Source organism: Mesorhizobium zhangyense, from assembly GCF_011045115.1.
Taxonomy (GTDB): domain Bacteria; phylum Pseudomonadota; class Alphaproteobacteria; order Rhizobiales; family Rhizobiaceae; genus Mesorhizobium_M; species Mesorhizobium_M zhangyense.
The window spans coordinates 285509-307921 of the sequence record NZ_JAAKZG010000002.1; the positions used below are offsets into that span (position 1 = coordinate 285509).

Sequence of the window (22413 nt, forward strand, 5' to 3'; positions counted from 1 at the left end):
TTGCCGATGCCATCCGGGCAGCGGCTTTGCGCAGCCATGCCATTTCGGAGCACGCGGTGACCAAAACAGCCTTCACCCTTAACCTGTCATGCCATGACGTACCCGGCATCGTCGCCGGAGTATCGACCGAGCTCGCCGCGATCGGCGGCAACATCATAGAAAGCAACCAATACCGGGACGCCACCACGAACCGGTTCTTCATGCGGGTGGCATTCGAAGTTCCCGAGGGAACCACGAAGGACGCGATCGAGAAGCTTCTGTCGCCTGCGGTCACCAGGTTCGACATGAAGACGAAGATATCGGACGCCACCTCGGTGCCCAGGATCATTCTCATGGTCTCGAAGTTCGACCACGCCCTTCTCCACCTGCTGTACCAGATCCGCGTGGGTTGGCTGCGTGCAGAAGTGGCGGGGATCGTGTCCAACCACGAAGACAGCCGCGACACCGCCGAACTGGTAGGGATTCCCTATCACCATTGGCGCGTCACCAAGGACAACAAGTCGGAGCAGGAAGAGCAGCTTCTTCAGCTGGTCCGCGATACTGGCGCGGAACTCGTCGTCCTTGCCCGCTACATGCAGGTCCTGTCCGACAACCTCTCCACGCGACTGCTCGGAAAGGTCATCAACATCCACCACTCGTTCCTGCCCAGCTTCAAGGGTGCCAAGCCGTATCACCAGGCGTTCGACCGAGGCGTGAAGCTGATCGGAGCGACGGCTCACTATGTCACCGCCGATCTCGACGAGGGGCCGATCATCGAGCAGGAAACCGAGCGTGTCAGCAACGCGATGACCGCTGAAGACTACGTGGCGACGGGCCGTGACATCGAAAGCCGCGTGCTGGCCCGCGCCGTCAAACTGCACCTGGAAAACCGCATCATGCTGAACGGACACAAGACCGTTCTGTTCAACTGATAAACCCCCGAAGGCTCTAAATGACGAGGCATTATTCGGCTCTGTCCCTACTGAAGGAGGGCCTCAACGATCAGCGAGGCTGGCAGAAGGCATGGCGTTCGCCGGAGCCGGCCGGCCGCTACGATCTCATCATCATCGGCGGTGGCGGACAAGGATTGGCGACGGCATACTATCTCGCCAAAAACCACGGCATCACCAACGTCGCCGTGATCGAACGGGGCTGGCTTGGTGGCGGTAACACAGGCCGCAACACGACGGTCGTCCGTTCCAACTACTTCTTTCCGGAGAGCGTCGCGCTCTACGACATGTCGTTGAAGCTATACGAGAAGCTGTCGCTGGAGCTCAACTACAACGTCATGCTTTCACAGCGAGGGATGGTGAACCTCGCGCACAGCCCGAACGACCTTGAAATGGCGGCGCGCGCGGTCAACGCCATGCAGATCAACGGTGTTGATGCTTCGCTTCTCAGCGAGGCCGAGACCCGCGACCTGATGCCGCTCTACAACGACAGCCCGACGGCCCGCTGGCCGATCTACGGCAGCGTTCTTCAAAAGCGCGCCGGCACGGCCCGTCACGATGCCGTGGCCTGGGCCTACGCCCGGGCAGCCGACCGCCTCGGCGTCGACATTATCCAAAACTGCGACGTCACCGAGTTTATCGTCGAAAACGGCCGATGCCGGGGTGTCAGGACCTCACGGGGTGACATACGTGCCGAGCGGGTCGGAATGGCTGTAGCAGGCCACTCTTCGGCGTTGGCCGCAAAGGCGGGTTTTCGCCTTCCGATCGTCTCGTATGCCTTGCAGGCGTGCGTTTCGGAGCCAATCAAGCCGGCTCTCGACTGCATCGTGCTGTCGCCTTCAACCGGGGTATATGCCAGCCAGTCCGACAAGGGCGAAATGGTGATCGGGGGAGGGCTCGACCGTATCCCGTCCTACGGTCAGCGCGGAAACCTTCCGGTCCTCGAGCATATCATCTCCGGGCTTCTCGAGATGTTTCCAAGCTTCAGGCAGCTTCGGCTTATGCGGCAATGGGCGGGCATCGTCGACGTGGTGCCCGACAGTTCGCCGATCCTCGGCGAGAGTCCCGTCCCAGGCCTTTACCTCAACTGCGGCTGGGGGACCGGCGGATTCAAAGCGATCCCGGCCGGGGGAACGCTGCTGGCCCACCTTCTGGCAACCGGAACCCATCACGAGGTGAGCCGGCCTTTCGACCTCGACCGCTTCGCGCGGGGTCGACTGATCGACGAGGCGGCCGGCTCCGGCATCGCGCACTGACAGGATAGCCATGCAACTCTTCCCATGTCCGTTCTGCGGTCCCCGCAGCGAGAGCGAGTTCCACTTCGGAGGCGACTTCGGAAACCTTCGTCCCGAAGGTTCCGACGTGTCGGCAAGCGAGTGGTCGGCATACCTTCACCTTCGCGCCAATCCCAAGGGCTCTTCCTCCGAGGTCTGGATGCACATGACGTGCGGAGAACTCTTCCGCATGGATCGCAACACCGTCGACAACACGGTGAATTCATCAGCCGAACTCGAGGATACGCATCGATGACCTCGTTCCGTATCGGACGACAGGGCGAACCAGCGCCGGCGAAGACGATCAGGTTCTCGTTCGACGGAAAGGACGTGACCGGGCTTGAAGGCGACACGATCGCATCGGCCCTGCTGGCAAACGACATCGCCATCGTGGGCCGCAGTTTCAAGTACCATCGCCCCCGTGGGGTTTGGGGAGCCGGCGTCGAAGAACCGAATGCCATCGTCGACATCGACATGCCCTCCGCCGTGCGCAACGCGCGTGCCACAACGACACCTGCCTTGGACGGCATGGTCGTTCGAAGCGTCAACGCGCATCCGACCGCCGCCACTGACAGGCACGCATTCCTCGATCGCTTCGCGCGGTTCATCCCGTCCGCATTCTACTACAAGACTTTCATGTGGCCCGACTGGCATTGGTTCGAGCCGAACATCCGGAAGATGGCAGGCCTGGGCATCCTGGATCCGACAGCGATTTCCGTCGAGCGGGCAGATCAGGTCAACGAGGAATGCGACCTTTTGGTGATCGGCGGCGGTCCTGCCGGGTTGTTTGCCGCGCGGACTGCTTCTGAAAAAGGGAAGAAAGTCATCATCTGCGATGACGGCTTCCATTTCGGCGGATCGCTGCTTCATCGTCAGGCAAACATCGACGGCGGCGATGGCCCCGCCTGGATCGCGGCGACGCTGAACGTCCTGCGTGACCGGGGCGTTCAGCTGCTTGCTCGCACGACCGCATTCGGGCTCTACGACCATGGACTCGTAGCCCTGAACGAGATCCGTCCTGGAAAAGCTTCTTCCCGCCTCTGGCGCGTTCGGCCGACGAATGTCCTGCTCGCGACAGGCGCCATCGAACGCCCTTTGCCCTTCGCCAACAACGATCTGCCTGGAGTGATGTCGGCAGAAGCTGGACTGAGCTATCTCAGGCGGCATGGCATAGCTGTCGGCCGCAGGGTCGTTCTGGCCACGAACAACGGAGTGGGGGTCGAGACGTCACGGGAACTGGCTGACGCCGGGATCGAGGTCACTCTTGTGGACTATCGTTCGGGACGCAGGCTTATGGTTGCCGAAGGCAGCAAGCGCGTGGCCGGAGTCAAGCTCAGCGACGGCACGCGTGTCGCCGCTGATGCCGTGCTGGTTTCAGGCGGATTTACTCCGACGCTGCATCTTTTCGGCCAGGCCAAGGGTAAGCTTCGCTGGGACGACGATCTGCTGACCTTCGTCGCGGGCGATCCGGTCCCCCGTTTGTCGGCCGGCGGTGCGGCGGCCGGGAGTTTCGGCCTGACAGGCGTGTTCGAAAGCACGGCCCGCGCGCTGGCATCGTTCGGTCTGACCCCACGCGCGATGCCGAAAATCGTTGGCCGTGACACCGACTACGGCATCGTGGCGGCGTGGCCGGAGCCGAATATGTCCGGCCGTGTCTGGATCGACCTTCAGCACGACGTCACCACCAAGGACATCGAACTCGCGGCCCGCGAGAACTTCGTGTCAGTCGAGCATCTCAAACGCTATACCACCCTTGGCATGGCGACCGATCAGGGCAAGACATCCAACCTGAACGGCCTGGCCCTCATGGCGCAGCTGACCGAGAAGGCTATTCCTGAAGTCGGGACGACGACATACCGCCCGCCGTTCACGCCCGTTCCGTTCACCTCCCTTGCAGGTGTTACATCCGGAAGCCTGATGAATCCGCCGCGAAGGCTGGTGCTGGAGAATGAGCACTTCGCCGCTGGTGCCAACCTGCGGGAATATGGCGGCTGGTTGCGGCCGGCTTGGTATGGAGCCGAACCTGAAGCGACGGCTATCAACCGGGAGGTACGCCAGGCCCGGGACTCGGTCGCGTTGTTTGACGCATCGCCTCTCGGCAAGATCGAGGTGCTAGGCCCGCAGGCAGCAGAGTTCATGGACTTCGTCTACTACAATACGATGTCCACCCTAAAGGCCGGCCGCTGCAGGTACGGCTTCATGCTTAGCGAGTCGGGGATCGTGTATGACGACGGTGTCCTGGTGCGCCTGGAGGAGAACCGTTTCATCGTCTCCTGTTCGTCTTCGCACGTGCCCGGCGTTTATGCGCTTCTCGAGGAATGGCGTCAGGACCGTTTCGATCGCAAACGGCTTTTCATCCACAATACGACTGCGGACACGGCCACTTTGACGGTGTCGGGACCGAAATCCCGGGCGTTGCTCGAAGCCGTGGGACTTGGAATCGACCTCGGTGACAAAAACCTCCCGCACATGGCCACGGCCTGGGGAAGCTTCGGCGACGATACCGTCCGGATTTCCCGCGTGAGCTTCACGGGTGACCGTTCGTACGAGATTTCGATACGCGCCGACCGGGCCAAGCACCTCTGGAAGACCCTCAGGCGGCGTGGCGAGGCTTTCAACGCCACATTGCTCGGCCTCGAGGCCCTGATGGTGCTTCGGGCGGAGAAGGGATTCATTGTAATCGGTAAGGACAGTGACGGGATGACGCGCCCGATGGATCTCGGTGCCAGCGCTCCGCTGGCCAAGAAAACTGCAGAGTTTATCGGCAAGCGCTCCCTGTTCACTGAGGAAGCCCAGCGGCCGGACCGGAACCAGCTTGTCGGCCTTGAGGTCGTCGATGGAACGCAGCCTTTCGCGATCGGGTCTCATGGGGTGGAATCCACGCCTGCAGGAAAGCGAAGCCTTGGCTACGTGACGTCGTCCTATTTCAGCGCGACCCTCAACCGTCCGATCGCGCTGGGACTGATCGAGCGGGGTGCCGCCCGCCATGGCGAGGAGATCGATGTACAGCATCTTGGCCAGATTCGCCGGGCACGACTGGTTCCACCATGCGTCTTCGATCCTTCAGGAGATCGCCTCAATGGCTGAGCAACGGAACTGGCAGCGGCTGCCTGATCGCGAAACCAAGACGCTGGACGTCGGCGTTCTCCACGCCCGCAACGTCACGGGCCTCTCGCAGTACCTCATCAGCGGCGCCACAGGCGATCTGACATCTCGACTGGATGTGAGTTCCGAAGGCGTTGGCGCGCTGGGGCTCGCAAGCGGCGCCAGGTACACGGTGCGGCTCGCCCGCGATCGAATCCTTGCCGTCAGTGTCGACGAGCTTCCCGTCGAGTCCGGCTGGCACGTCTCCGGGTGCGCCGTCAGCCGGATGACAGGGGCCCTGGAAGTGTTCGAGATATCGGGCACCGCCTGCGACGAACTCGTCAAGCGCGGGACGACGCTTTCGCTGTCGGGCTCCAGTCGCAGCGCGGCAACGCTCTTTGCGGGAATTTCTGCCCTTCTTTACCGATACCAGGATCAGGACAGAATCCGCGTCCATGTCGATCGAGGCTTGGCCGCATATTACTGGGAATGGCTCGAGACGGTTTCCGCCGAGCTGTGAGCGAAGCACTCCTTGGCAAAAATAGGCGAAACCTAGACACATATGTAGATGGGTAGCGAACGCCCGATTGACTAAGGAGGCCCTCTGTATCAATGAACGTTGAGGACCAACCTCCCAGGACGCAGAGATCCCGGTGCGCCGAGACAAATTCTATGGACACATGTGAACGGATGCGCTAGCTTCGGGCAAAATATAAAGGGAACTCTGCATCCGGCTTAAGCACCTGCCAGATGCATAGGCGAGACGAAGGTATTAACCGGAGTGCTGGGCAGGTTTTGCCTGGGATCATCCTTCCCAGGCCCTCCTCCGCACGTCCTTTTGTGGGAGACAGGACATGACGGATAGCATCTTTTCCAAATCGGGAAGCTCGTCGCTACTCGTGCCAACCAGGCGGGACCTGCTGCGTTTCGGCGGCGCGGCGCTAGCAGGAACGGCGTTGTTCGGGACGCTGGGAAAGAGCCAAGCCCAGGCCGAAGAGCCAAAAAAAGGCGGCACGCTCCGTTTGGGCTTGGAAGGCGGCAGCGCGACGGATTCCTTCGATCCGACGACTTACAACGACTCGATCCCCATCTTCATGTCTCTGACGATGATGAATGGTCTCATTGAATACGACCAGGCGGGCAACCCGACCGGAGAACTGCTGGAAAGCTGGGAAGCAACCAACGGGGCAACCGAATGGACCTTCAACGTCCGGCAGAACATCACGTTCTCCAACGGCAAGACCCTTGATGCCGACGACATCATCTACTCAATCCAACTGCACCGGACTGGAGACAGCAAGTCCGCGGTAAAGGGTCAACTGGCAACGGTTTCCGAAATCAAAGCCCTTTCGCCGTCGCAGGTCTACATCAAGCTTTCCGAGGGCAACGCCGATCTGCCCGTTCTCCTGGGCGACTTCCATCTTGTTGTCGTCCCGAACGGCCACACGGACTGGACCAAGCCGATCGGGACTGGCGCATATGTCCTTGAGAGTCATCAGCCTGGCGTGCGCGTGGTCTTCAAGTCGCGCGGCGAGTACTGGAAGCCTGGACGAGGTAACTTCGACGCGATCGAAATCCGTTACATCACCGACCCCGCCGCCCGAACCGCAGCCCTTCAGTCGGGGCAGATCGACGTCGCCAACCGCCTCGATCCGCGAACAGTCAAACTACTCATGCGGGTACCGAGCCTCCAGATCGTCCAGACCAAAGCGACGGGTTTCCGCTACTGCTTCGTCGCTCGCTGCAACGATGTGCCGACCAAGAGCCAGGACCTTCGCCTGGCCCTGAAATACGGCATCGACCGCGAGCAGATCTGCAAGACGGTCTACAATGGCTACGCCACCCCGGGACATGACCATTTGCTCGACAGCGCCAGCCCGTTTTTCAATGCCGAACTGCCCCCTCACGTTTATGATCCGGACAAGGCGAAGTTTCACTTTAAGAAGGCTGGATTGAGCCCCAGCGATGTGGTCGAGCTCAAGGTTTCGGAAGGGGCATACGGCACGTCAGTGGATGCCGGGCTGATCTACCAGCAGAGCATGCGGAAAGCTGGCCTCGACCTGAAAGTAACCAAGGTAGCCGGCGATGGCTACTGGAGCGACGTCTGGTTGAAGACGCCGTTCTGCGCAGTGCATTGGGCTCGACGCATGTCGGCTGATCAGACGTTTACCACCTGCTACGGCAGCAAATCCGACTTCAACGACAGCGATTACCGCAGTGAGAAATTCGACAAGCTCCTCAGCGAGGCGCGCGTTGAACTCGACCAGGCCAAGCGCAAGGAAATCTACGACGAGTGCCAGCGTATGGTCGCAGAGGAGGCCGGCCATGTCGTCTTCGCAATCTCCGATTTCCTCGACGGCTACTCGGACAAGGTCAAGGGCGTAAAGACCCACTCGCGCTTTGACCTCGATGACTGCCGTGTCGCCGAGAAGGCCTGGTTCGCTGAGCCCGTTTGAAACGATGCGCCTGTTCAAGAACGTGATTACGCGCATGATCCTGGAAAGGGTCATGCTCGGAATCCTGACTCTCTTCGCAGTGAGCGTTCTGATCTTCGCCGCAACTTCCATCCTTCCCGGTGATGCGGCTACGGCCGTCCTCGGCCAGGGAGCGACGCCCGAGACCGTAAAGGCTTACCGCGAAGAGCTCGGTCTCGATCGTCCCGCCATCGTTCGCTACGGTGACTGGCTCGCGGGCGTGGTCCAAGGCGACCTGGGGACATCGTTGACGACGCGGCAGCCGATCTCGGACTCCGTAATACCGCGGTTCGAAAACACGCTCTTCCTCGCCGGCTTTGCCGCGCTTATCGCGGTTCCCCTGGCGATAGGTCTGGGGATCATCGCGGCCATCAATGAAGGAAGGCTGGTCGACCGTGTCGCCAACATCGTGTCCCTCGGCGCCATATCGGTGCCGGAGTTCTTCGTCGCCTATCTTCTGATCCTCTTCTTTGCAGTGAAGCTCGGGCTGTTTCCAACGTTGGCGACGGTTTTTCCCGAGATGGGTTTTTTCGACAGGCTTTACGTGACTATCCTTCCGGTCATAGCTCTCATCATGATCGTAACCGCGCACATGCTTCGCATGACCCGGTCCGCGGTTCTGTCCGTCCTTTCCCAGCCATATATCGAGATGGCCTTTCTGAAGGGGCTGCGGCGTCGATCCGTGATCATGCAGCATGCACTGCCTAATGCCGCCGCGCCGATCATCTCCGTCGTAGCGCTCAACCTCGCTTATCTCATCGTCGGTGTGGTGGTGATTGAAGTCGTCTTCGTCTATCCGGGACTTGGCCAGTACATGGTCGACGCAGTTTCCAAGCGCGACCTCCCGGTCGTCCAGGGTTGTGCGCTTTTGTTTGCCGCGACCTTCGTGGCAGTCAATGCGCTGGCGGACATACTGAGCGTAGCAATCAATCCTCGCCTTCGACGCTCCAGGCACTGACATGAAAAGCTCGCTCCAACGCCCACCACTGACCGCGATCATCGGTCTGGTCATCGTCGCAACGTTCCTCCTGCTAGCGATCTTCGGAAGCTACATCGCTCCCTATTCCGAATTCGAAACAGTCGGTGAGACGTGGGCACCGTCTTCGGCCGAGTTCCTGCTCGGCACCGACAATCTGGGGCGGGATATCCTCTCGCGCATCATCATCGGTGCGCAGATGACGATCGGGATTGCCGTCACCTGCACCATGCTGTCGTTCGTGATCGGCACGGTCGTAGGGCTCGCTGCATCCGTTGCGAGCAACGTGGTGGATCAGATTTTTTCGCGAAGTGTCGACATCCTGCTGTCGATCCCCGTTCTCATCTTTGCGCTGATCGTCCTGTCGGCGTTCGGCTCTTCCATGCCGGTGCTGATCCTCACGATCGCGCTGATCGACGCGCCGCGGGTCTTCCGGGTGGCAAGGGCGCTTGCCATGAACGTCCGGAACCTGGAGTTCGTCGAAACGGCCTGGCTGCGCGGGGAAAGCAGATGGTGGTTGATGACAAGGGAAATCCTGCCGAACATCCTGCCGCCCATGATTTCGGAATTCGGGCTGAGATTCTGTTTCAACTTCCTGATCGTCGCAGGTCTCAGCTTCCTCGGGCTCGGCATCCAGCCACCAAGCGCAGACTGGGGCGGGATGGTTCGCGAGAACGGCCAGGCGATCACATTCGGCATATCGGCGCCTATCTGGCCAGCCTTGGCGATCGGTTTGGTGACCATCGGCATCAACCTCGTGGTGGACTGGGTCCTGTCCATGAACGCGCGGCCCTCGGGAGCCTCGGCGGAGCTGTAATGAACGAGCATGTCCTCAAGATCCGGAACCTCCGGATCGAAAGCGTCGCGGGCACGACCTTGGTCGACGGTGTCGATCTTACGGTGGCTCGGGGAGAGGTCCTTGGCCTCATCGGCGAAAGCGGCGCTGGGAAGAGCACCATCGGGCTGGCTTCGATGGGTTATGCTCGCGCGGGATGCCGCATTGTCGGCGGTACAATCGAGCTCGAAGGCAAGGAACTGCGGTCGCTCGGCGCAGAGGGTCGTCGAGACCTCCGGGGCACCCGGATAGCGTACGTGGCGCAGAGTGCGTCTGCGAGCTTCAATCCGGCTCATACGATCATGCGTCAGGTCTGCGAGATCCCCGTCTATCACGGCCTGATGACCCGAGCGCAGGCCAAGGCCCACGCGATCGAGCTCTTCCGTTCACTGGGCTTGCCCGAACCCGAAAAATTTGGCGAGAAGTATCCGCACGAAGTCTCAGGAGGGCAGCTGCAGAGAGCCATGGCAGCGATGGCGATCGCCGGTAAGCCCGACATCCTGGTGTTCGACGAACCAACGACGGCGTTGGACGTCACCACGCAGATCGAGGTGCTGGCTCTCATCAAGAAGATCATCTGGGAATTCGGAACGGCAGCACTTTACATCACCCATGATCTGGCCGTCGTGGCCCAGGTCGCCGACCGTATCATGGTGCTGCGCGGAGGTCGTACCGTGGAGATGGGCACTTGCGAACAGATACTGAGCGCGCCGGTCGAAGATTATACGAGGCTGCTCGTTGCCGAACGGGACGTGCATCACTCGCTCGTGAGCGATGCGTTGGTCGACGCCGAAAAGACCGTACTCGAAGTCGATCGTGTGAATGCAGCTTACGGCTCCATCAGTATATTGCAGGACGTCTCCTTGACTATCGCAAAGGGTGAGACGCTGGCGGTCGTTGGGGAATCCGGCTCGGGAAAGAGCTCGCTGGCGCGGGTGATCGTTGGCCTCCACTCCGCCACGTCCGGTTCGGTTCGGTTCGAGAAGAAGACGCTCGATCCGAACTGCCGCAACCGGAGCCGCACGGATCAACAGGGCATCCAGCTCGTGCATCAGCACCCGGACGTGTCCCTCAATCCGCGGCAGACGATCGGAAACATCATCGGGCGACCTGCGAGGTTCTACGGCGGCCTTTCAGGGCGTGCGCTGAAACAGAAGATCACCGAGCTTCTTAAGATGGTCGGTCTTCCGGAGAATTTCGCCGTTCGTAAACCCGGCACCTTGTCCGGGGGACAGAAGCAGCGCGTTTCCATCGCGCGCGCGCTCGCGGCGAATCCCGCCCTCATCATCTGCGACGAGCCGACTTCCGCTCTCGACCCGTTGGTGGCTCAGGAAATCCTGGAGCTGCTGGTGCGCCTGCAACGCGAGCTAGGGCTTTCTTACCTCTTCATCACGCACGATCTCGGCATCGTCCAGAGACTGGCCCACCGTACACTCGTGCTTCTCAAGGGAGAGGTCGTATCGATCGGCGCAACACGCGAAGTGTTCTCTCCGCCGATGCATCCCTACACGCAGAAGCTGATTGAATCCGTTCCGGCGATGAAGACCAACTGGCTCGACGGCGTCCTCGCCGCACGTGCAGACCGCACGGCTCGAGAGGAGCCAACCGCAGCGTGACCGCTTGCTTCCTGCATTGGCAAAGGTGTCTCTTGGTTCCAGGTAGAAAGCAGCTCTCCTGCCGGATCAACTTCAATTATGGGCCTGCTCGAGCAACCAGTCGCGCAAGGTCGCATGCCGGGTCGACTTGCTCACAAGATCGCTCGTGACCAGGTAGAAATCACCGCGCGGTATCAAGGCGGGGCCAGGAAGCGGAACGAGGATGCCGTTCTCTTCTATACCTCCCGTCAAGCCGCTCCAGACGAGCAAAGCCCCTTGACCTGCCGCGGCGGCCTGAAGGGCATCCCAGTACCGGTTAAAGGAGAGCGCCGGCGGCGCGACAGCGTCGATACCCGCCTCGTGCGCCCAGTCGTTCCAGCTTGTCCAGCTCTCGTCTATGGCATCGTAAGCGATCAAGGGGAGGCGCAGGACATCGCCTGCTGTCTCGATGGGACCATATCGTTCTATCAGCCGCCGGGTCGCCATGACCTGGATCCTGCTCTTCATGAGCGGCTGAACACGGCCATCGGTCCAGTCACCGCTTCCAAAACGGATGACCATGTCGACCGCGCCGTCCTCCAGCGGCACAGGCGTTTCCTGTGACACTACGCGGATCGTCACCTCGGGATGGCTGTCCCGAAATTGCGGCAACTTTGGCAGCAACCAGAAATGGGAAAGCGTCATCGATGCACCGATCGTCACGACCTTGTCGATGCTGCGCTCGCGTATGTTCCGCAGCATCGAGGCCATCGCGGACAGGGAGGCGCTCGTGACTTTCAGGAGTTCCTCGCCCTTCCAGGTCAGCCTGATTTCCCGGTGGTGCCGCGTAAAAAGCGGTGCTCCAACCTCTGCCTCCAAGGCTGCGATCTGCTTGCTAACCGCCGACTGGGACACGCCCATCTCGCGCGCGGCTGCCGTAACCGACAAGTGCCGCCCCGCTGCCTCGAAGGCGAACAGCGCAGCTAGGGACTTAATCTCTCGTCGTGGATTACGCATGTAAAAAGGTTATTCGAACATGGAATATTTGTCGAGTTGTCTGCGGCAACCAAGAAACTTAGTTATGCTAGAAACCTATGCGGGCGCTCGATCATGAACATCCAAGGCGGCAATTTTGTCGGATCACTCATCCATGAGCGAAAGCCGGGATACACGTTGCCGGCCGAGCTTTACACGAGCCAGGACGCGTTCGAAGTCGATCTGGAGATATTCTTTCGCAGGCACTGGATCGTCGCCGGAGTGGAGGCGGACGTTCCGGAGCCAGGCGATATCAAGACGCTTGAGATCGGCAAGACCTCAATCATAATCGCGCGGGACGACGACGGCAGGCTTCAGGCATTCCACAATGTCTGCCGCCATCGCGGAGCCAGGCTCATCACGGAGCACAAGACATCGGTTGGACGCCTGGTCTGCCCCTATCATCAATGGTCGTACGATCTGGACGGATCGCTAGTCTACGCAAGCCAGATGAACAACGAAATCGACCGGAGCTGCCATTCGCTTCGCCCAGTCCACATCCGCTCGATTGCAGGACTGCTGATGATCTGCATCGACGAGAATGCCCCTGCCGATATCGACGACTTCGAGAAGCTTGCCACACCCCGGCTGCTGCCTTTCGGGCTTGCCGAGGCGAAAATCGCTCATGAGGAAGTTCTCATCGAGGAAGGCAACTGGAAGCTCAGCGTGGACAACAACCGCGAGTGCTACCACTGCGAAGGATCACATCCGGAACTGTGCCGGACTTTGAACGGCCTCGACATCGGGTTCGATCCCGGCGCCCTGACCGAAGAGCAGCTCGAGGAATGGAACAAGCATTCCGCGGAAGTGGTGCAGGAAACCGCCCGTTGGGAAGCGGCCGGCTTTCCCTCGTCTTTGATCGAGGAGATCACCGGGCGCACGACGATGCTGCGAACCCAGCGCTTCGTCATCGCCGAGTCCGGCGAGTCGCACACCATGGATTCGAAAGCCGCGTCGAAGAGGTTGATGGGCGAGATGCCTGAATTCCGCATGGGCGACACGCACATGCACACCCACAATTCGTGGCACCACTTCTTCGCCGACCATGCGGTCGTGAGCTACATCATCCCGCTTTCGCCCAGCCGCACCGAGCTCCGGTCGCTCTGGCTCGTCCACAAAGACGCGAAGGAAGGCTTTGACTACGACCTGAACAACCTGATCACGGTCTGGAAAGCGACCAATCAGCAGGACGCTGACCTCGTCAAACTCGCTCAACAAGGCGTCGAGACCACCGGCTACGTGCCCGGACCTCTCTCCAGGCATGTGGAGCGTTTGGTCGATCTCAACCTCAATTGGTACATCGAGCGCCTCAGAGCCGCTGGTTACTGACATGGACATGGACATCGCAGTTGAGCCAGCCGAGGCACGTGTGAATGTCGGCGAAGCGGAATCGCTCAAACTGGTCTGTCGCAGCATCCGGCAAGAGAGCCGCAACGCCAAGACCTACGTTTTTGGCACAGAGGGGGACGTGCGCGTCCTGTTTCGTGCTGGCCAGTTCCTGAACATCACATTCGGAGTAAACGGGCAGGAAGCCGTCCGAAGCTACTCGATCTCATCGTCTGCCTCGCACGGCGCCAGACTTGCCATCACCGTCAAGCGCATCCCGAATGGTACGGTGTCGAACTGGTTGTTCGACAACCTTCGAGTGGGCGATCGGGTCCGCGCCGAAGGTCCGCTCGGCGCCTTCACGGACGAGGAGATCGAAGGTCCGTTAGTTTTTCTGTCTGCGGGAAGCGGCGTCACTCCAGTGGCTGCCATGATGCGAACTTACGTCGATCTGTGCGACGACAGGGATGTCGTGTTCCTGCATTTTTCGCGCTCTCCCGAAGACACGATATTCGCGGCGGACTTCTCAGCCTGGGCACGCGCTCTGCCGAGGGCGCGGATCATCGTGGTTGCGACCAATCCCTCCTTCGGTTCCGGCTGGGTGGGCCCCACGGGCCGCATCAGTCAAGGACTCGTCAGCGCGCTCATTCCGGATATCGCGGGAAGGACGGTCTTTGCCTGCGGCCCCGAAGGTTTCATGCAGACCGCGAGGGAAATCGCCGAACGGATGGGGGTACCGGCGGATCGCTTCTTTCAGGAAAGCTTTGTCACCTTTGTCACCAAAGTCGCTGAAGATGCCCACGAGGGTCCTTCGGAAAAAGCATACGAGGTCCGGTTCGCAAAAAGCGGTTCCACCACGACCTGCAGCGAGACGAAGTCGATACTGAAAGCCGCCCAGGCGATCAATGTGAAGATCCAGACCTCATGCGGGAAAGGCATCTGCGGTACCTGCCGGGTGAAGCTCACCTCCGGCACCGTCACGATGACACATGGCGGCGGCATCAAACAGCGCGAGATCGACCAAGGCTACATCCTTGCCTGCTGCAGCAAGCCCACATCTGATCTGGTCGTCGACCGCTAGCTGCCCTCCAAATCGTGTACTCGACAGATACGGGCGAGGCCCTGGATGCAGCATCGAAGCCAGCAGCTGTCAATCCGCTACCGGCCTGTCAATTCTTGATCTCACGAATTCTCCTGAAGGCCGATGGTGGCCGAAGGAGAACTCAAATGGGTATTGCACAACACGATCCTGCCGCACTGGGCCGTCCGGCTTGGAACGCCGACCGAAAAGTCGGCGTCAAAAAGCCCCTGAAGCAGCGCCAGATTTGGGCGATCCGCTTCTTCCTCGATCGGGAGAGGCGCATGAGAGATCGCGCGCTATTTGATCTCGCGATCGACAGTAAGCTCCGAGGCTGCGATCTTGTTAAGATCAAGATCGGAACCCTTGTCACAGGTCAAGAAATTCGAAATCGCGCCTTGGTCGTCCAGCAAAAGACCGGTCGCCCCGTACAGTTCGAGATTACGGCCGAAGTCAGAGCGAGTTTGCTTGCCTGGCTTGAACGAAGAGGTGGAACAATCGACGACTACGCTTTTCCCAGTCGAGTCGATCATACCGATCATTTCAGCACGCGCCAGTGTGCCCGTTTAGTCGATGAGTGGGTAACTGCAATTGGGCTAAGACGCGAAGATTACGGCACATACTCGCTTCGACGCACGAAGGCCGCGATGATCTACAAAGCGACGGGCAATCTTCGTGCAATCCAGATCCTGCTCGAACTGGCGGGCCTTGACGCGGGTTCTGGTGGTCATGTGCTCGGCGCGCGCGGCGAAGGCGTCATTGAACTTTCCAGGTCAAAAGAGGTCGCCGGCTTCGTCAGAACGCTTGGAGCCCTTCGGGTCTGGAGCGGGGAGACAAAAGCTTAGAGATCACAAAGAAAAATGCCCGCAGCGTGTCTACGCGGCGGGCACAAGCCAGAGAAACTTACCCCTGACGCAAAAGACCCGCCGTCCCTCTCGGGACGACGGGCAAGGCGTGGTGAGGGAGTTTCCTACGCCTGCTGCCTGAGTTTTTGGAAAAGCGCCTCTTCCTCGGCAATCCCTGACGAGAAAAAGCGAAAGGCGCGGTCCGCGATTTCCTTGGCACCCTGGTCAGCGGTGTCGCATCCCCGTTCTTGTCGCAATATTTTGCAAATACGGGTCAGCATCATCAGATCCTCAGGATAGTAGATGTCTGGATGAGAATTTTGAGGCGCAGTCATTGCTTGCTCCACTGCTGGGGCGAAAGCTTGGTGGCCACTTTCAATCGCCAGCGCCCATTCGTATGGCTGACGACCTGATTGTTATAGGCGCGCTTGCAAATGATTTCTGTATAAAATTGACCAATTTCTGAAAATATACCAAATTATTCAAACTAGAGACCATCAATTTCACCGAGAAACTCATTTCGGCGAGTTTATACATTACCGTTCAAGCACTTAATCAGATTAGGCCGATGAATGCGGGGAGCTTTCATGTCTAGCAAAAACAATTCTACGTTCGACCCCATGGCCTTCCTTGCAAAGGCCGACGGAGGGAGAAGCATCACAAGGTATCAGGCTGACCAGGTCGTTTTCCTGCAGGGTGATCCTGCGGATTCCGTTTTTTACATAATGGCCGGAAAGCTGAAAGTTACCGTCGGTTCACCGCAGGGCAAGGAAGCCGTCGTGGCAATTCTCGATCAGGGTAGCTTCTGTGGGGAGGGTGCGCTGGCAGGTCAGCAACGGCGCATGGCTACTGTCACGACTGTGACGGAAAGCGAAATTATGAGGATCGAAAAGAAGGCCATCATTCGCGTTATCCATGATGAGCCCGCCTTCTCTGAGATGTTTATTTCGCACCTGTTGGCCCGCGCTATCAGGGTCGAAGAGGATTTGGTCGATCAATTGTTCAATTCGAGCGAAAAGCGCTTGGCGCGAGCACTTCTTCTTTTGGCGAATTTTGGCAAGGAAGGGAGGCCCGAAGCAATCATAGGCAAGGTCAGCCAAGAAACACTTGCAGAGATGATTGGCACGACACGGTCCCGCGTGAGCCACTTCATGAACAAGTTTCGAAAGTTGGGCTTCATTGAATACAATGGAACGCTCAAGGTCCATAGCTCTTTGCTGAGCGTCGTCCTCTATGACCAGCCGCACATTGAACGATAGGCCTCAATCCCGGTTGGAACAACCAAAACGCAAGCTCTACCGCCGGTTCCGCAACCCAGCGTCAAGCCCAGCTTTAGCGATTGCCACCGGATGTACGCCGTCAGATCGTTTCGCTACGAATAGAGATATCCGACACCGCGAATGGTTCGGATAACCTCGGGCTTGGAAGGATCAATTTCGATCTTCTTGCGCAACCGGGAGATGCGGATGTCGATGCTGCGGTCGAACGGGTCCCAGCCTCGGTCGTGCGCCAGTTCGAGGAGTTGATCCCGGTTCAGGACGCGCCCACGATGATCGGCGAATACTTTCAGAAGCTGGAACTCCATCGCTGTGATCGCGATTTCAATGCCGTCCTCGTCGAACAGCTTGTGCGCCTCACGGTCGAAGCTGCAGCGTCCGAACTGGACCTGCTGAGTACCGTGAGTGCCGGCCTTCATTTCAGGCCGTGCCCGGCCTGAAGTTCTGCGCAACACCGCCTTGAGGCGGGCGAGCAGTTCCCGCAAATCCACCGGTTTTGCGATATAGTCATCGGCGCCCATTTCGAGGCCGACGACGCGGTCGATGGTGTCGGCCGAACCCGTCAGCATGAGAATGGCAACGTCTGAGCGTTCACGCAGATATCGGGCCAGCGACAGCCCATCCTCACCGGGCATCCTTATATCCAGGATTATCGCGTCGATATGGCGTGCATTGGCCAGTTCGCGCAAAGCCGGGCCGCCATCGACGGGCGTGACGGCATAGCCATGGCGCTCCAGATATTCCGCGACAATGTCACGTATATCCGGCTCGTCGTCGCAAACAACGATGTGCGCAGCGTCCATCAAGACATCGGTCGACAAGTAGCTTGCCCCAGATACAAACTATTCTCGTTCACATCGGATGGCAAATCACCGGGCGCCAACACCAGTTACACAATCAGATACTTTTGCTCATCAATTTGGACACGAAAGAACGGAGTTCGTCAGGTTTGACCGGTTTTTCGAGATAGGGCCGCTTTGTCGCCCGCAGGAAAACCTGCGCGTCCGGGCTGATTGTATCGCCCGTCAGGAAGGCCAGCCGCTCGATCTCCGATGGATGGAAATCGGCGACATGGTTGAACAGGTGGCGGCCATCCATATTCGGCATTTTCAGATCGCTCAGGATCAGGGCGAAGGTGCGGTTCTTCAATTGCCGCACGGCTTCCTCGCCAGATCGGGCGACCGTGACCTTGAAACCGTCACGCCGCAGTACTTCCGCAATCAGGTCGCCGACCTCCTTCTCATCGTCCACGACAAGACAGGCCAGTCCCGAGGATTTTGCCGGTTCGTCAGGCTTGATCTCGGCTTTCACACCCGGCCGCGCGGAAGCCGGAAGCGAGACGATGAAGGTGGATCCTTCGCCAACGGTGGTTTCGACCTCGATGGTTCCACCATGCGACTGGACGATGCGGTGACAGAACGACAGCCCGATCCCGGTTCCCGCACCGACCTCCTTGGTGGTGAAGAACGGCTCAAAGATGCGTGACAGGATTTCGCCGGCGATTCCGGGACCTGTGTCGGCGATTCTCACGATCACATTGCCATTCCTGGGGTGCAGATGCGCGGAGATCGTTATTTCTCTTCGTCCCTCCCAGCCGTGCAAAGCCTGTTCGGCATTGACCAGGAGATTGATCAGTACCTGGCTGAGCTGGTCTGGATCGGCCCAGATCGGCGGGAGACCTTGCTGGAGGTGAACCGAGAAGGCGACGTCGGAGGAACTGATGGAATAGCTGGCCACCTCGATCGCAGAGGCAACGACGTCATCTATCCGGACGTTCTGGGTCCTGGTTGGTTGCTGCCGAGCCATAGCCAGGAAGGTCTTGACGATACGGGCGCAACGTTCCGCGGCCTTGCTGATCTTGTCGGCGCGCTCCTCGGTCGTTCGATCCTTTGCCGTTTCCTTCAATATCAAGGAAAGCCCGAGCACAACCGAGAGCGGGTTGTTCAGTTCATGCGCCACTCCGGCCAGCAACTCGCCCAAAGCCGAGAGTTTTTCGTTCTGATGCAGTGTTTCGCGCTGGCGCTCGAGTTCGGTCTGCATCCTGATGCGGTCGGTAAGATCGTAGGCGTGCGAAACGATGACATTCTCGCCGTGGAAGTCGATGAGCCGGGACGAGATCGAGCACCAGCACGTTCCGCCGTCCTTGCGTTTGAGCTGTGTTTCGAAATCGTCGACCGATCCTTCGCCCAGAAGTTTCTCGACATATCGCTTCCGGTCTACCTGATCGACATAGTAGTCCGCCGCGTAAGCGACATTGCCAAGCAGTTCGGCCGTTGCGGGGCTGCGGTAAAGCACCTTGCCGTCGTGAGCGCGGGTCATCTGGATGTTGACCGGGCAGGCTTCAAGAACCTTGCGGACGAGTTCGTCGGCTTCCTTTGCCGCCAGTTCCGCACGCTTGCGTTCTGTTATGTCGACGCGGGTGACGACGAAGCCGCCCTCGCGGGTGGGGCAGGTCGAAACGAAATACCAGCTGCCGTCGGTATGCTGGAATTCCTGCTGACGGAACTCGCGCCGGTCCTTCGCCCGCTCGGCCAGCCAGGAGTCTATCCCCTGCGGCGGAACAGGGAACTGTTTTCGCTCTGCAGTGGTGCGCAGAAAGTCGAACCAGTTCACGCCGGGAGCCAGAACATCCGCGCTTATCGCATGCATCTTGCGATATCGGCTGTTGGCGAGGATCAGGCAATCATCCTTGCCGTAAAGCGCAAACCCTTCCGCCAGTGACTCGATCGCATCGATCAGCCGGTCATTGGCCCGCCGTGTCTGGTCCTGGGCCAGGATCATGTCGTCGATATTTGTCGAGTTGGAGACGATCACCGACTGGCCCTGGAAGTCGATCAGGCGCGCTGAAAGCGAAGCCCAGAACACGCGGTTGTCTGCCGTGTATTGCTGCACCCGGACGTCGTCGACCCTGCCGTCTTCCTGCAGGGTTTCGACAAGGCGCCGGCTGTCGTCGGCATCGATGTAGTAGTCCGTAATCTTAGCGCGATCGCCGTAGAGATTTGCACATGCGGGATTGCGATAAAGCGTCTGGCCGTCGACGGTGGACATGCGTGTGGGCGAAGGGCAGGCATCGAGAACCTGACGCAGCAAGGCATGGGCGTCGCGTTCGGCGGTCTCGGCCTTCTTGCGCTCGCTGATGTCCGCGCGGGTCACCACGAATCCGCCGAGGCGGGTTGGATGAACCGACACCGAGTGCCATTGCCCGTTGCCAAGCTCGACGGGTGCATCCTTCAGGAACCCGACGCGATCCCGAACGCGCTCATTGAACCACTGGTCTTCGCGGCCGATCGCGGCACGATATGCCCCGCGCCTTGCCGCTTCCCGCAGGAGTTCGGCCCATTCGACCCCGGGCTCGACCATATCCTCGACCAGATGGTTCATTTCGCGGTAGAGCCGGTTGCACATCACCAGCCGGTTGTCGTCACCGTAGAGCGCGAAGCCCTCGGATAGGGATTCGATAGCGTCCGAAAGCAGCTCGCGCGCCAGTGCGATTTCGTCGTCACGCTTCTTCTGCTTGGTGACATCGGCAATGCCGCCAAGAATCATCTGCCGCCCTTGATACTCCACGACACGGAGATTGCCGGTTGCCCAGATTTCCTGACCATCAGCCCGCTTCAGGAGTGCCTCACAATTTTCGACGGTTCCCTTGAGCATGAGCTCGCGGCTGATCTTCCGATACTGCCGCTGGTCGACGAAATAGTCGCAAAGCTTAGGCATCTTCCGGGCCGCGCTTGCGTTCTTCGGCCAGCCGAACAGCCGCTCGGCGGCGCGGCTCTGGTAAATCAAATCCCCGGATTCGATATCGTTCATCCACACTGGCAGCGGGTGATGCTTGATGAGAAAGCCGAACAGGTCTTCGCGCCGCTTGCGTTTGGTGATGTCGAGAACGCCTATGACGATCGAGGGACGCCCCTGATAGAGCCCGGGCCGGCAATTGGCCGAACACCAGACAATCGTGCCGTCCGACCGCTTGAACTGTATTTCGTGATCGCGGACGATATCGCTCGCGCTGACGAGTTCCCTGATCTTGTCGAAATCGCGAGGGTCTACGGAATGGTCTGTTATGAATTGCTGCTCATTCGGCTGCCATTTCCTGCCGAGCAGGTTCGAGGCATCGAGGCTCTCATAGAGGATCTCCATGCTCTTCTCGTCGACCACCCAGACCGGCAGCGGATGACTGTCGGTGATGCAGCGGAATATCTCCGCGCTGTCCTGATATGCGATCTGCGCCCGCTTGATATCGGTGATGTCGATGCTGACCAGGGCAACGCCGCCGTCGGGCCGGGGATGTGTCGTCAGCAGTTTCCAGCGCCCGTCCAATGTTTCGGCCTCGACGGGAGCTTTGGCGGTTTCCTTCCAGCGCTCTGCGGCACTTCTAATGAAGCTGTCGCTCCGCTCGACAGTCCTGCCATCGAAGCTCTTGAACCGGGAAAGAACCCTGGCGCTCGCAGTCTCCAGGGTCATTGAGCCCGGTTCAGCGGCCGTGGAGGCGCTTTCACCGAAGATCTCGGCATTGGCCTCGACGAGGACGTTCTCGCCATTGAACAAGGCATAGCCGGTTGGCGCATTCATGACTTGGCTTTCGTCGAGCATGTACTGTCTCCATCCCCGTCGAACATCGATTGCGATCGGCCGCACTGTCCGGAAGAGGTATTTCCGAAGGAATACTACCTCTATTTTTCAGGATTCATTCAAGATTCCGGCGATTTGTTTCAATTGTTTCAGCCGCATCAAGCAACCCGAGCCTGAATCCCGAAACAAAAGAAACACTTCTGCTTCCCGCCAGAAAAACAGGTGAAACAACGCTGCGCTAAAACCGGAGCGTCGACTTCGATTGAATCGATCGTTTGCCGAACAGGTTTTTCAAAACCGAACGATGTCGTCAGTTTCATCAATTTCAGCGGAGCAACGCTGCAATGAAGCGCGACAGCGAAGCCAGAAAATCGAAACAACAACGGAGACTATCATGAGACAGATCATCCTTGCGTTCGCTGCCATGCTGCCGGCAGTGGGCACCACGCATGCCACCGACATCCTTTCCACCCTGCAGTTTCCGGGCGCAGGCATGACTTCCGCCCGTCACGGCGACGCCGCCCCACGCTCCATCGTGAAGAAGGTGCCGACCGGCCTCAACTTCTCGTCAAGCGCCTCGATCGGTGCGCCTGCGGCTAACGGAAAGCTTTCATCCCGCTACACCTATGGCGACGCGCCGATGCCATCGACTGTCTACAAAGCGCCGCGTGCGCTCGGCTTTTCCTCGGCGGCATCTATGTCCGCCGGCAGCCGGGGGACAGGCATCGGGGCCAGCCCGCGCATTCTCTACGGCAGCAACTGACGTTGGGCCGGACGGCGGCATTGTCAGAAGGCGCAAAGCTGCACCTGCCGCCGTCCAGACCGCAATCAACCACGCCGCCGATCGGGCGGTCTCAATCAATGGAGTGTACCGTGTTTGCAATCACCCTTTTACTTTCACCCGACAATCGGGACATGTCTCTCATCGAGAGAGTGCGCATCGCCTACGACGCGTTCCGCGCAGATCGGAGTCAGCGCCGGACCGTACGGGACCTGTCCAAGCTGGACGATTACATGCTCAAGGACATCGGGATCACGCGATCCGAAATCATGTCGATCGCCTATGACTCATCAACCGAGAGGATGCGCGGTCATGATAACCGGACAGCCTGACCGGTTCGCTTTCGAGCCTAT

At 59.4% G+C, this 22413-nt stretch carries 19 protein-coding genes; 15 read left to right on the forward strand and 4 right to left on the reverse strand.

Annotated elements, in window-relative coordinates:
* The first annotated feature begins 56 nt into the window (after nucleotides 1–56).
* The 9 genes from purU (at nucleotide 57) to G6N74_RS04980 (ending at nucleotide 11188) form a co-directional block, all read left to right on the forward strand.
* Nucleotides 57–911: a formyltetrahydrofolate deformylase gene (gene purU, locus G6N74_RS04940; protein WP_165114997.1), complete on the forward strand. Its 855-nt coding sequence runs from the start codon at nucleotides 57–59 to the stop codon at nucleotides 909–911.
* A gap of 20 nt (nucleotides 912–931) precedes the next feature.
* Nucleotides 932–2185 (forward strand): sarcosine oxidase subunit beta family protein, encoded by a 1254-nt coding sequence (locus G6N74_RS04945; protein WP_165114999.1) that lies wholly within the window; start codon nucleotides 932–934, stop codon nucleotides 2183–2185.
* Nucleotides 2186–2195: 10 nt separating this feature from the next.
* On the forward strand, nucleotides 2196–2459 hold the full coding sequence (locus G6N74_RS04950; protein ID WP_165115001.1) for a sarcosine oxidase subunit delta: 264 nt from the start codon (nucleotides 2196–2198) through the stop codon (nucleotides 2457–2459).
* Complete coding sequence (locus G6N74_RS04955) at nucleotides 2456–5290, forward strand: 2Fe-2S iron-sulfur cluster-binding protein (protein WP_165115003.1); 2835 nt, start codon at nucleotides 2456–2458, stop codon at nucleotides 5288–5290. Before G6N74_RS04950 ends, G6N74_RS04955 begins: the two co-directional genes overlap by 4 nt.
* Entirely contained in the window at nucleotides 5283–5807 is a 525-nt protein-coding gene (locus tag G6N74_RS04960) for a sarcosine oxidase subunit gamma family protein (protein WP_165115005.1), read from the forward strand. Before G6N74_RS04955 ends, G6N74_RS04960 begins: the two co-directional genes overlap by 8 nt.
* Nucleotides 5808–6141: 334 nt before the next feature.
* Nucleotides 6142–7743 carry an ABC transporter substrate-binding protein gene (locus G6N74_RS04965; RefSeq protein ID WP_165115007.1) on the forward strand — a complete coding sequence of 534 codons (1602 nt, stop codon included), beginning with the start codon at nucleotides 6142–6144 and terminating at the stop codon, nucleotides 7741–7743.
* A gap of 34 nt (nucleotides 7744–7777) precedes the next feature.
* The gene (locus G6N74_RS04970) at nucleotides 7778–8719 is read left to right on the forward strand and encodes an ABC transporter permease (protein WP_281353946.1); all 942 of its coding nucleotides are present in this window, start codon (nucleotides 7778–7780) and stop codon (nucleotides 8717–8719) included.
* A gap of 1 nt (nucleotide 8720) precedes the next feature.
* Entirely contained in the window at nucleotides 8721–9554 is an 834-nt protein-coding gene (locus G6N74_RS04975; protein WP_165115009.1) for an ABC transporter permease, read from the forward strand.
* Nucleotides 9554–11188, forward strand: a complete 1635-nt coding sequence (locus G6N74_RS04980) for an ABC transporter ATP-binding protein (protein ID WP_165115011.1) — start codon at nucleotides 9554–9556, stop codon at nucleotides 11186–11188. The genes G6N74_RS04975 and G6N74_RS04980 overlap by 1 nt, the downstream gene beginning before the upstream one ends.
* Before the next feature lie 72 nt (nucleotides 11189–11260).
* Here the strand turns inward: G6N74_RS04980 and G6N74_RS04985 are convergent, their stop codons facing one another.
* On the reverse strand, nucleotides 11261–12163 hold the full coding sequence (locus G6N74_RS04985) for a LysR substrate-binding domain-containing protein (RefSeq protein WP_281353947.1): 903 nt from the start codon (nucleotides 12161–12163) through the stop codon (nucleotides 11261–11263).
* Between the two features lie 93 nt (nucleotides 12164–12256).
* Between G6N74_RS04985 and G6N74_RS04990 the strand changes: the two genes are divergently transcribed.
* The 3 genes from G6N74_RS04990 (at nucleotide 12257) to G6N74_RS05000 (ending at nucleotide 15430) form a co-directional block, all read left to right on the forward strand.
* Complete coding sequence (locus G6N74_RS04990) at nucleotides 12257–13510, forward strand: aromatic ring-hydroxylating oxygenase subunit alpha (protein ID WP_165115015.1); 1254 nt, start codon at nucleotides 12257–12259, stop codon at nucleotides 13508–13510.
* 1 nt (nucleotide 13511) lies between these two features.
* The gene (locus tag G6N74_RS04995; protein WP_165115017.1) at nucleotides 13512–14588 is read left to right on the forward strand and encodes a flavin reductase family protein; all 1077 of its coding nucleotides are present in this window, start codon (nucleotides 13512–13514) and stop codon (nucleotides 14586–14588) included.
* 146 nt (nucleotides 14589–14734) lie between these two features.
* Nucleotides 14735–15430, forward strand: coding sequence for a tyrosine-type recombinase/integrase (locus G6N74_RS05000; protein WP_246245650.1), 696 nt, complete (start codon nucleotides 14735–14737; stop codon nucleotides 15428–15430).
* A gap of 125 nt (nucleotides 15431–15555) precedes the next feature.
* Here G6N74_RS05000 and G6N74_RS05005 read toward each other — a convergent pair whose 3' ends face one another.
* Nucleotides 15556–15765, reverse strand: a complete 210-nt coding sequence (locus G6N74_RS05005) for a hypothetical protein (protein WP_165115019.1) — start codon at nucleotides 15763–15765, stop codon at nucleotides 15556–15558.
* Nucleotides 15766–16017: 252 nt separating this feature from the next.
* Here G6N74_RS05005 and G6N74_RS05010 point away from each other — a divergent pair, with 252 nt between their 5' ends.
* Nucleotides 16018–16689 carry a Crp/Fnr family transcriptional regulator gene (locus G6N74_RS05010; protein WP_165115021.1) on the forward strand — a complete coding sequence of 224 codons (672 nt, stop codon included), beginning with the start codon at nucleotides 16018–16020 and terminating at the stop codon, nucleotides 16687–16689.
* 113 nt (nucleotides 16690–16802) lie between these two features.
* Here the strand turns inward: G6N74_RS05010 and G6N74_RS05015 are convergent, their stop codons facing one another.
* Together G6N74_RS05015 and G6N74_RS05020 are read right to left on the reverse strand one after the other, a co-directional pair.
* Nucleotides 16803–17528 (reverse strand): response regulator, encoded by a 726-nt coding sequence (locus G6N74_RS05015; RefSeq protein WP_312857834.1) that lies wholly within the window; start codon nucleotides 17526–17528, stop codon nucleotides 16803–16805.
* 76 nt (nucleotides 17529–17604) lie between these two features.
* Nucleotides 17605–21300 carry a PAS-domain containing protein gene (locus G6N74_RS05020; RefSeq protein ID WP_165115023.1) on the reverse strand — a complete coding sequence of 1232 codons (3696 nt, stop codon included), beginning with the start codon at nucleotides 21298–21300 and terminating at the stop codon, nucleotides 17605–17607.
* Between the two features lie 373 nt (nucleotides 21301–21673).
* Between G6N74_RS05020 and G6N74_RS05025 the strand changes: the two genes are divergently transcribed.
* Nucleotides 21674–22042, forward strand: a complete 369-nt coding sequence (locus G6N74_RS05025; protein WP_165115025.1) for a hypothetical protein — start codon at nucleotides 21674–21676, stop codon at nucleotides 22040–22042.
* Between the two features lie 110 nt (nucleotides 22043–22152).
* Nucleotides 22153–22392, forward strand: coding sequence for a DUF1127 domain-containing protein (locus G6N74_RS05030; RefSeq protein WP_312857835.1), 240 nt, complete (start codon nucleotides 22153–22155; stop codon nucleotides 22390–22392).
* The last annotated feature ends 21 nt before the right edge of the window (nucleotides 22393–22413 follow it).

Bases quoted from the DNA above. Each gene is read 5' to 3' on its own strand.
- G6N74_RS04945 (WP_165114999.1), top strand. From the start codon at position 932: ATGACGAGGCATTATTCGGCTCTGTCCCTACTGAAGGAGGGCCTCAAC.
- G6N74_RS04950 (WP_165115001.1), top strand. From the start codon at position 2,196: ATGCAACTCTTCCCATGTCCGTTCTGCGGTCCCCGCAGCGAGAGCGAG.
- G6N74_RS04955 (WP_165115003.1), top strand. From the start codon at position 2,456: ATGACCTCGTTCCGTATCGGACGACAGGGCGAACCAGCGCCGGCGAAG.
- G6N74_RS04960 (WP_165115005.1), top strand. From the start codon at position 5,283: ATGGCTGAGCAACGGAACTGGCAGCGGCTGCCTGATCGCGAAACCAAG.
- G6N74_RS04965 (WP_165115007.1), top strand. From the start codon at position 6,142: ATGACGGATAGCATCTTTTCCAAATCGGGAAGCTCGTCGCTACTCGTG.
- G6N74_RS04970 (WP_281353946.1), top strand. From the start codon at position 7,778: ATGATCCTGGAAAGGGTCATGCTCGGAATCCTGACTCTCTTCGCAGTG.
- G6N74_RS04975 (WP_165115009.1), top strand. From the start codon at position 8,721: ATGAAAAGCTCGCTCCAACGCCCACCACTGACCGCGATCATCGGTCTG.
- G6N74_RS04980 (WP_165115011.1), top strand. From the start codon at position 9,554: ATGAACGAGCATGTCCTCAAGATCCGGAACCTCCGGATCGAAAGCGTC.
- G6N74_RS04985 (WP_281353947.1), bottom strand. From the start codon at position 12,163: ATGCGTAATCCACGACGAGAGATTAAGTCCCTAGCTGCGCTGTTCGCC.
- G6N74_RS04990 (WP_165115015.1), top strand. From the start codon at position 12,257: ATGAACATCCAAGGCGGCAATTTTGTCGGATCACTCATCCATGAGCGA.
- G6N74_RS04995 (WP_165115017.1), top strand. From the start codon at position 13,512: ATGGACATGGACATCGCAGTTGAGCCAGCCGAGGCACGTGTGAATGTC.
- G6N74_RS05000 (WP_246245650.1), top strand. From the start codon at position 14,735: ATGGGTATTGCACAACACGATCCTGCCGCACTGGGCCGTCCGGCTTGG.
- G6N74_RS05005 (WP_165115019.1), bottom strand. From the start codon at position 15,765: ATGACTGCGCCTCAAAATTCTCATCCAGACATCTACTATCCTGAGGAT.
- G6N74_RS05010 (WP_165115021.1), top strand. From the start codon at position 16,018: ATGTCTAGCAAAAACAATTCTACGTTCGACCCCATGGCCTTCCTTGCA.
- G6N74_RS05020 (WP_165115023.1), bottom strand. From the start codon at position 21,300: ATGCTCGACGAAAGCCAAGTCATGAATGCGCCAACCGGCTATGCCTTG.
- G6N74_RS05025 (WP_165115025.1), top strand. From the start codon at position 21,674: ATGAGACAGATCATCCTTGCGTTCGCTGCCATGCTGCCGGCAGTGGGC.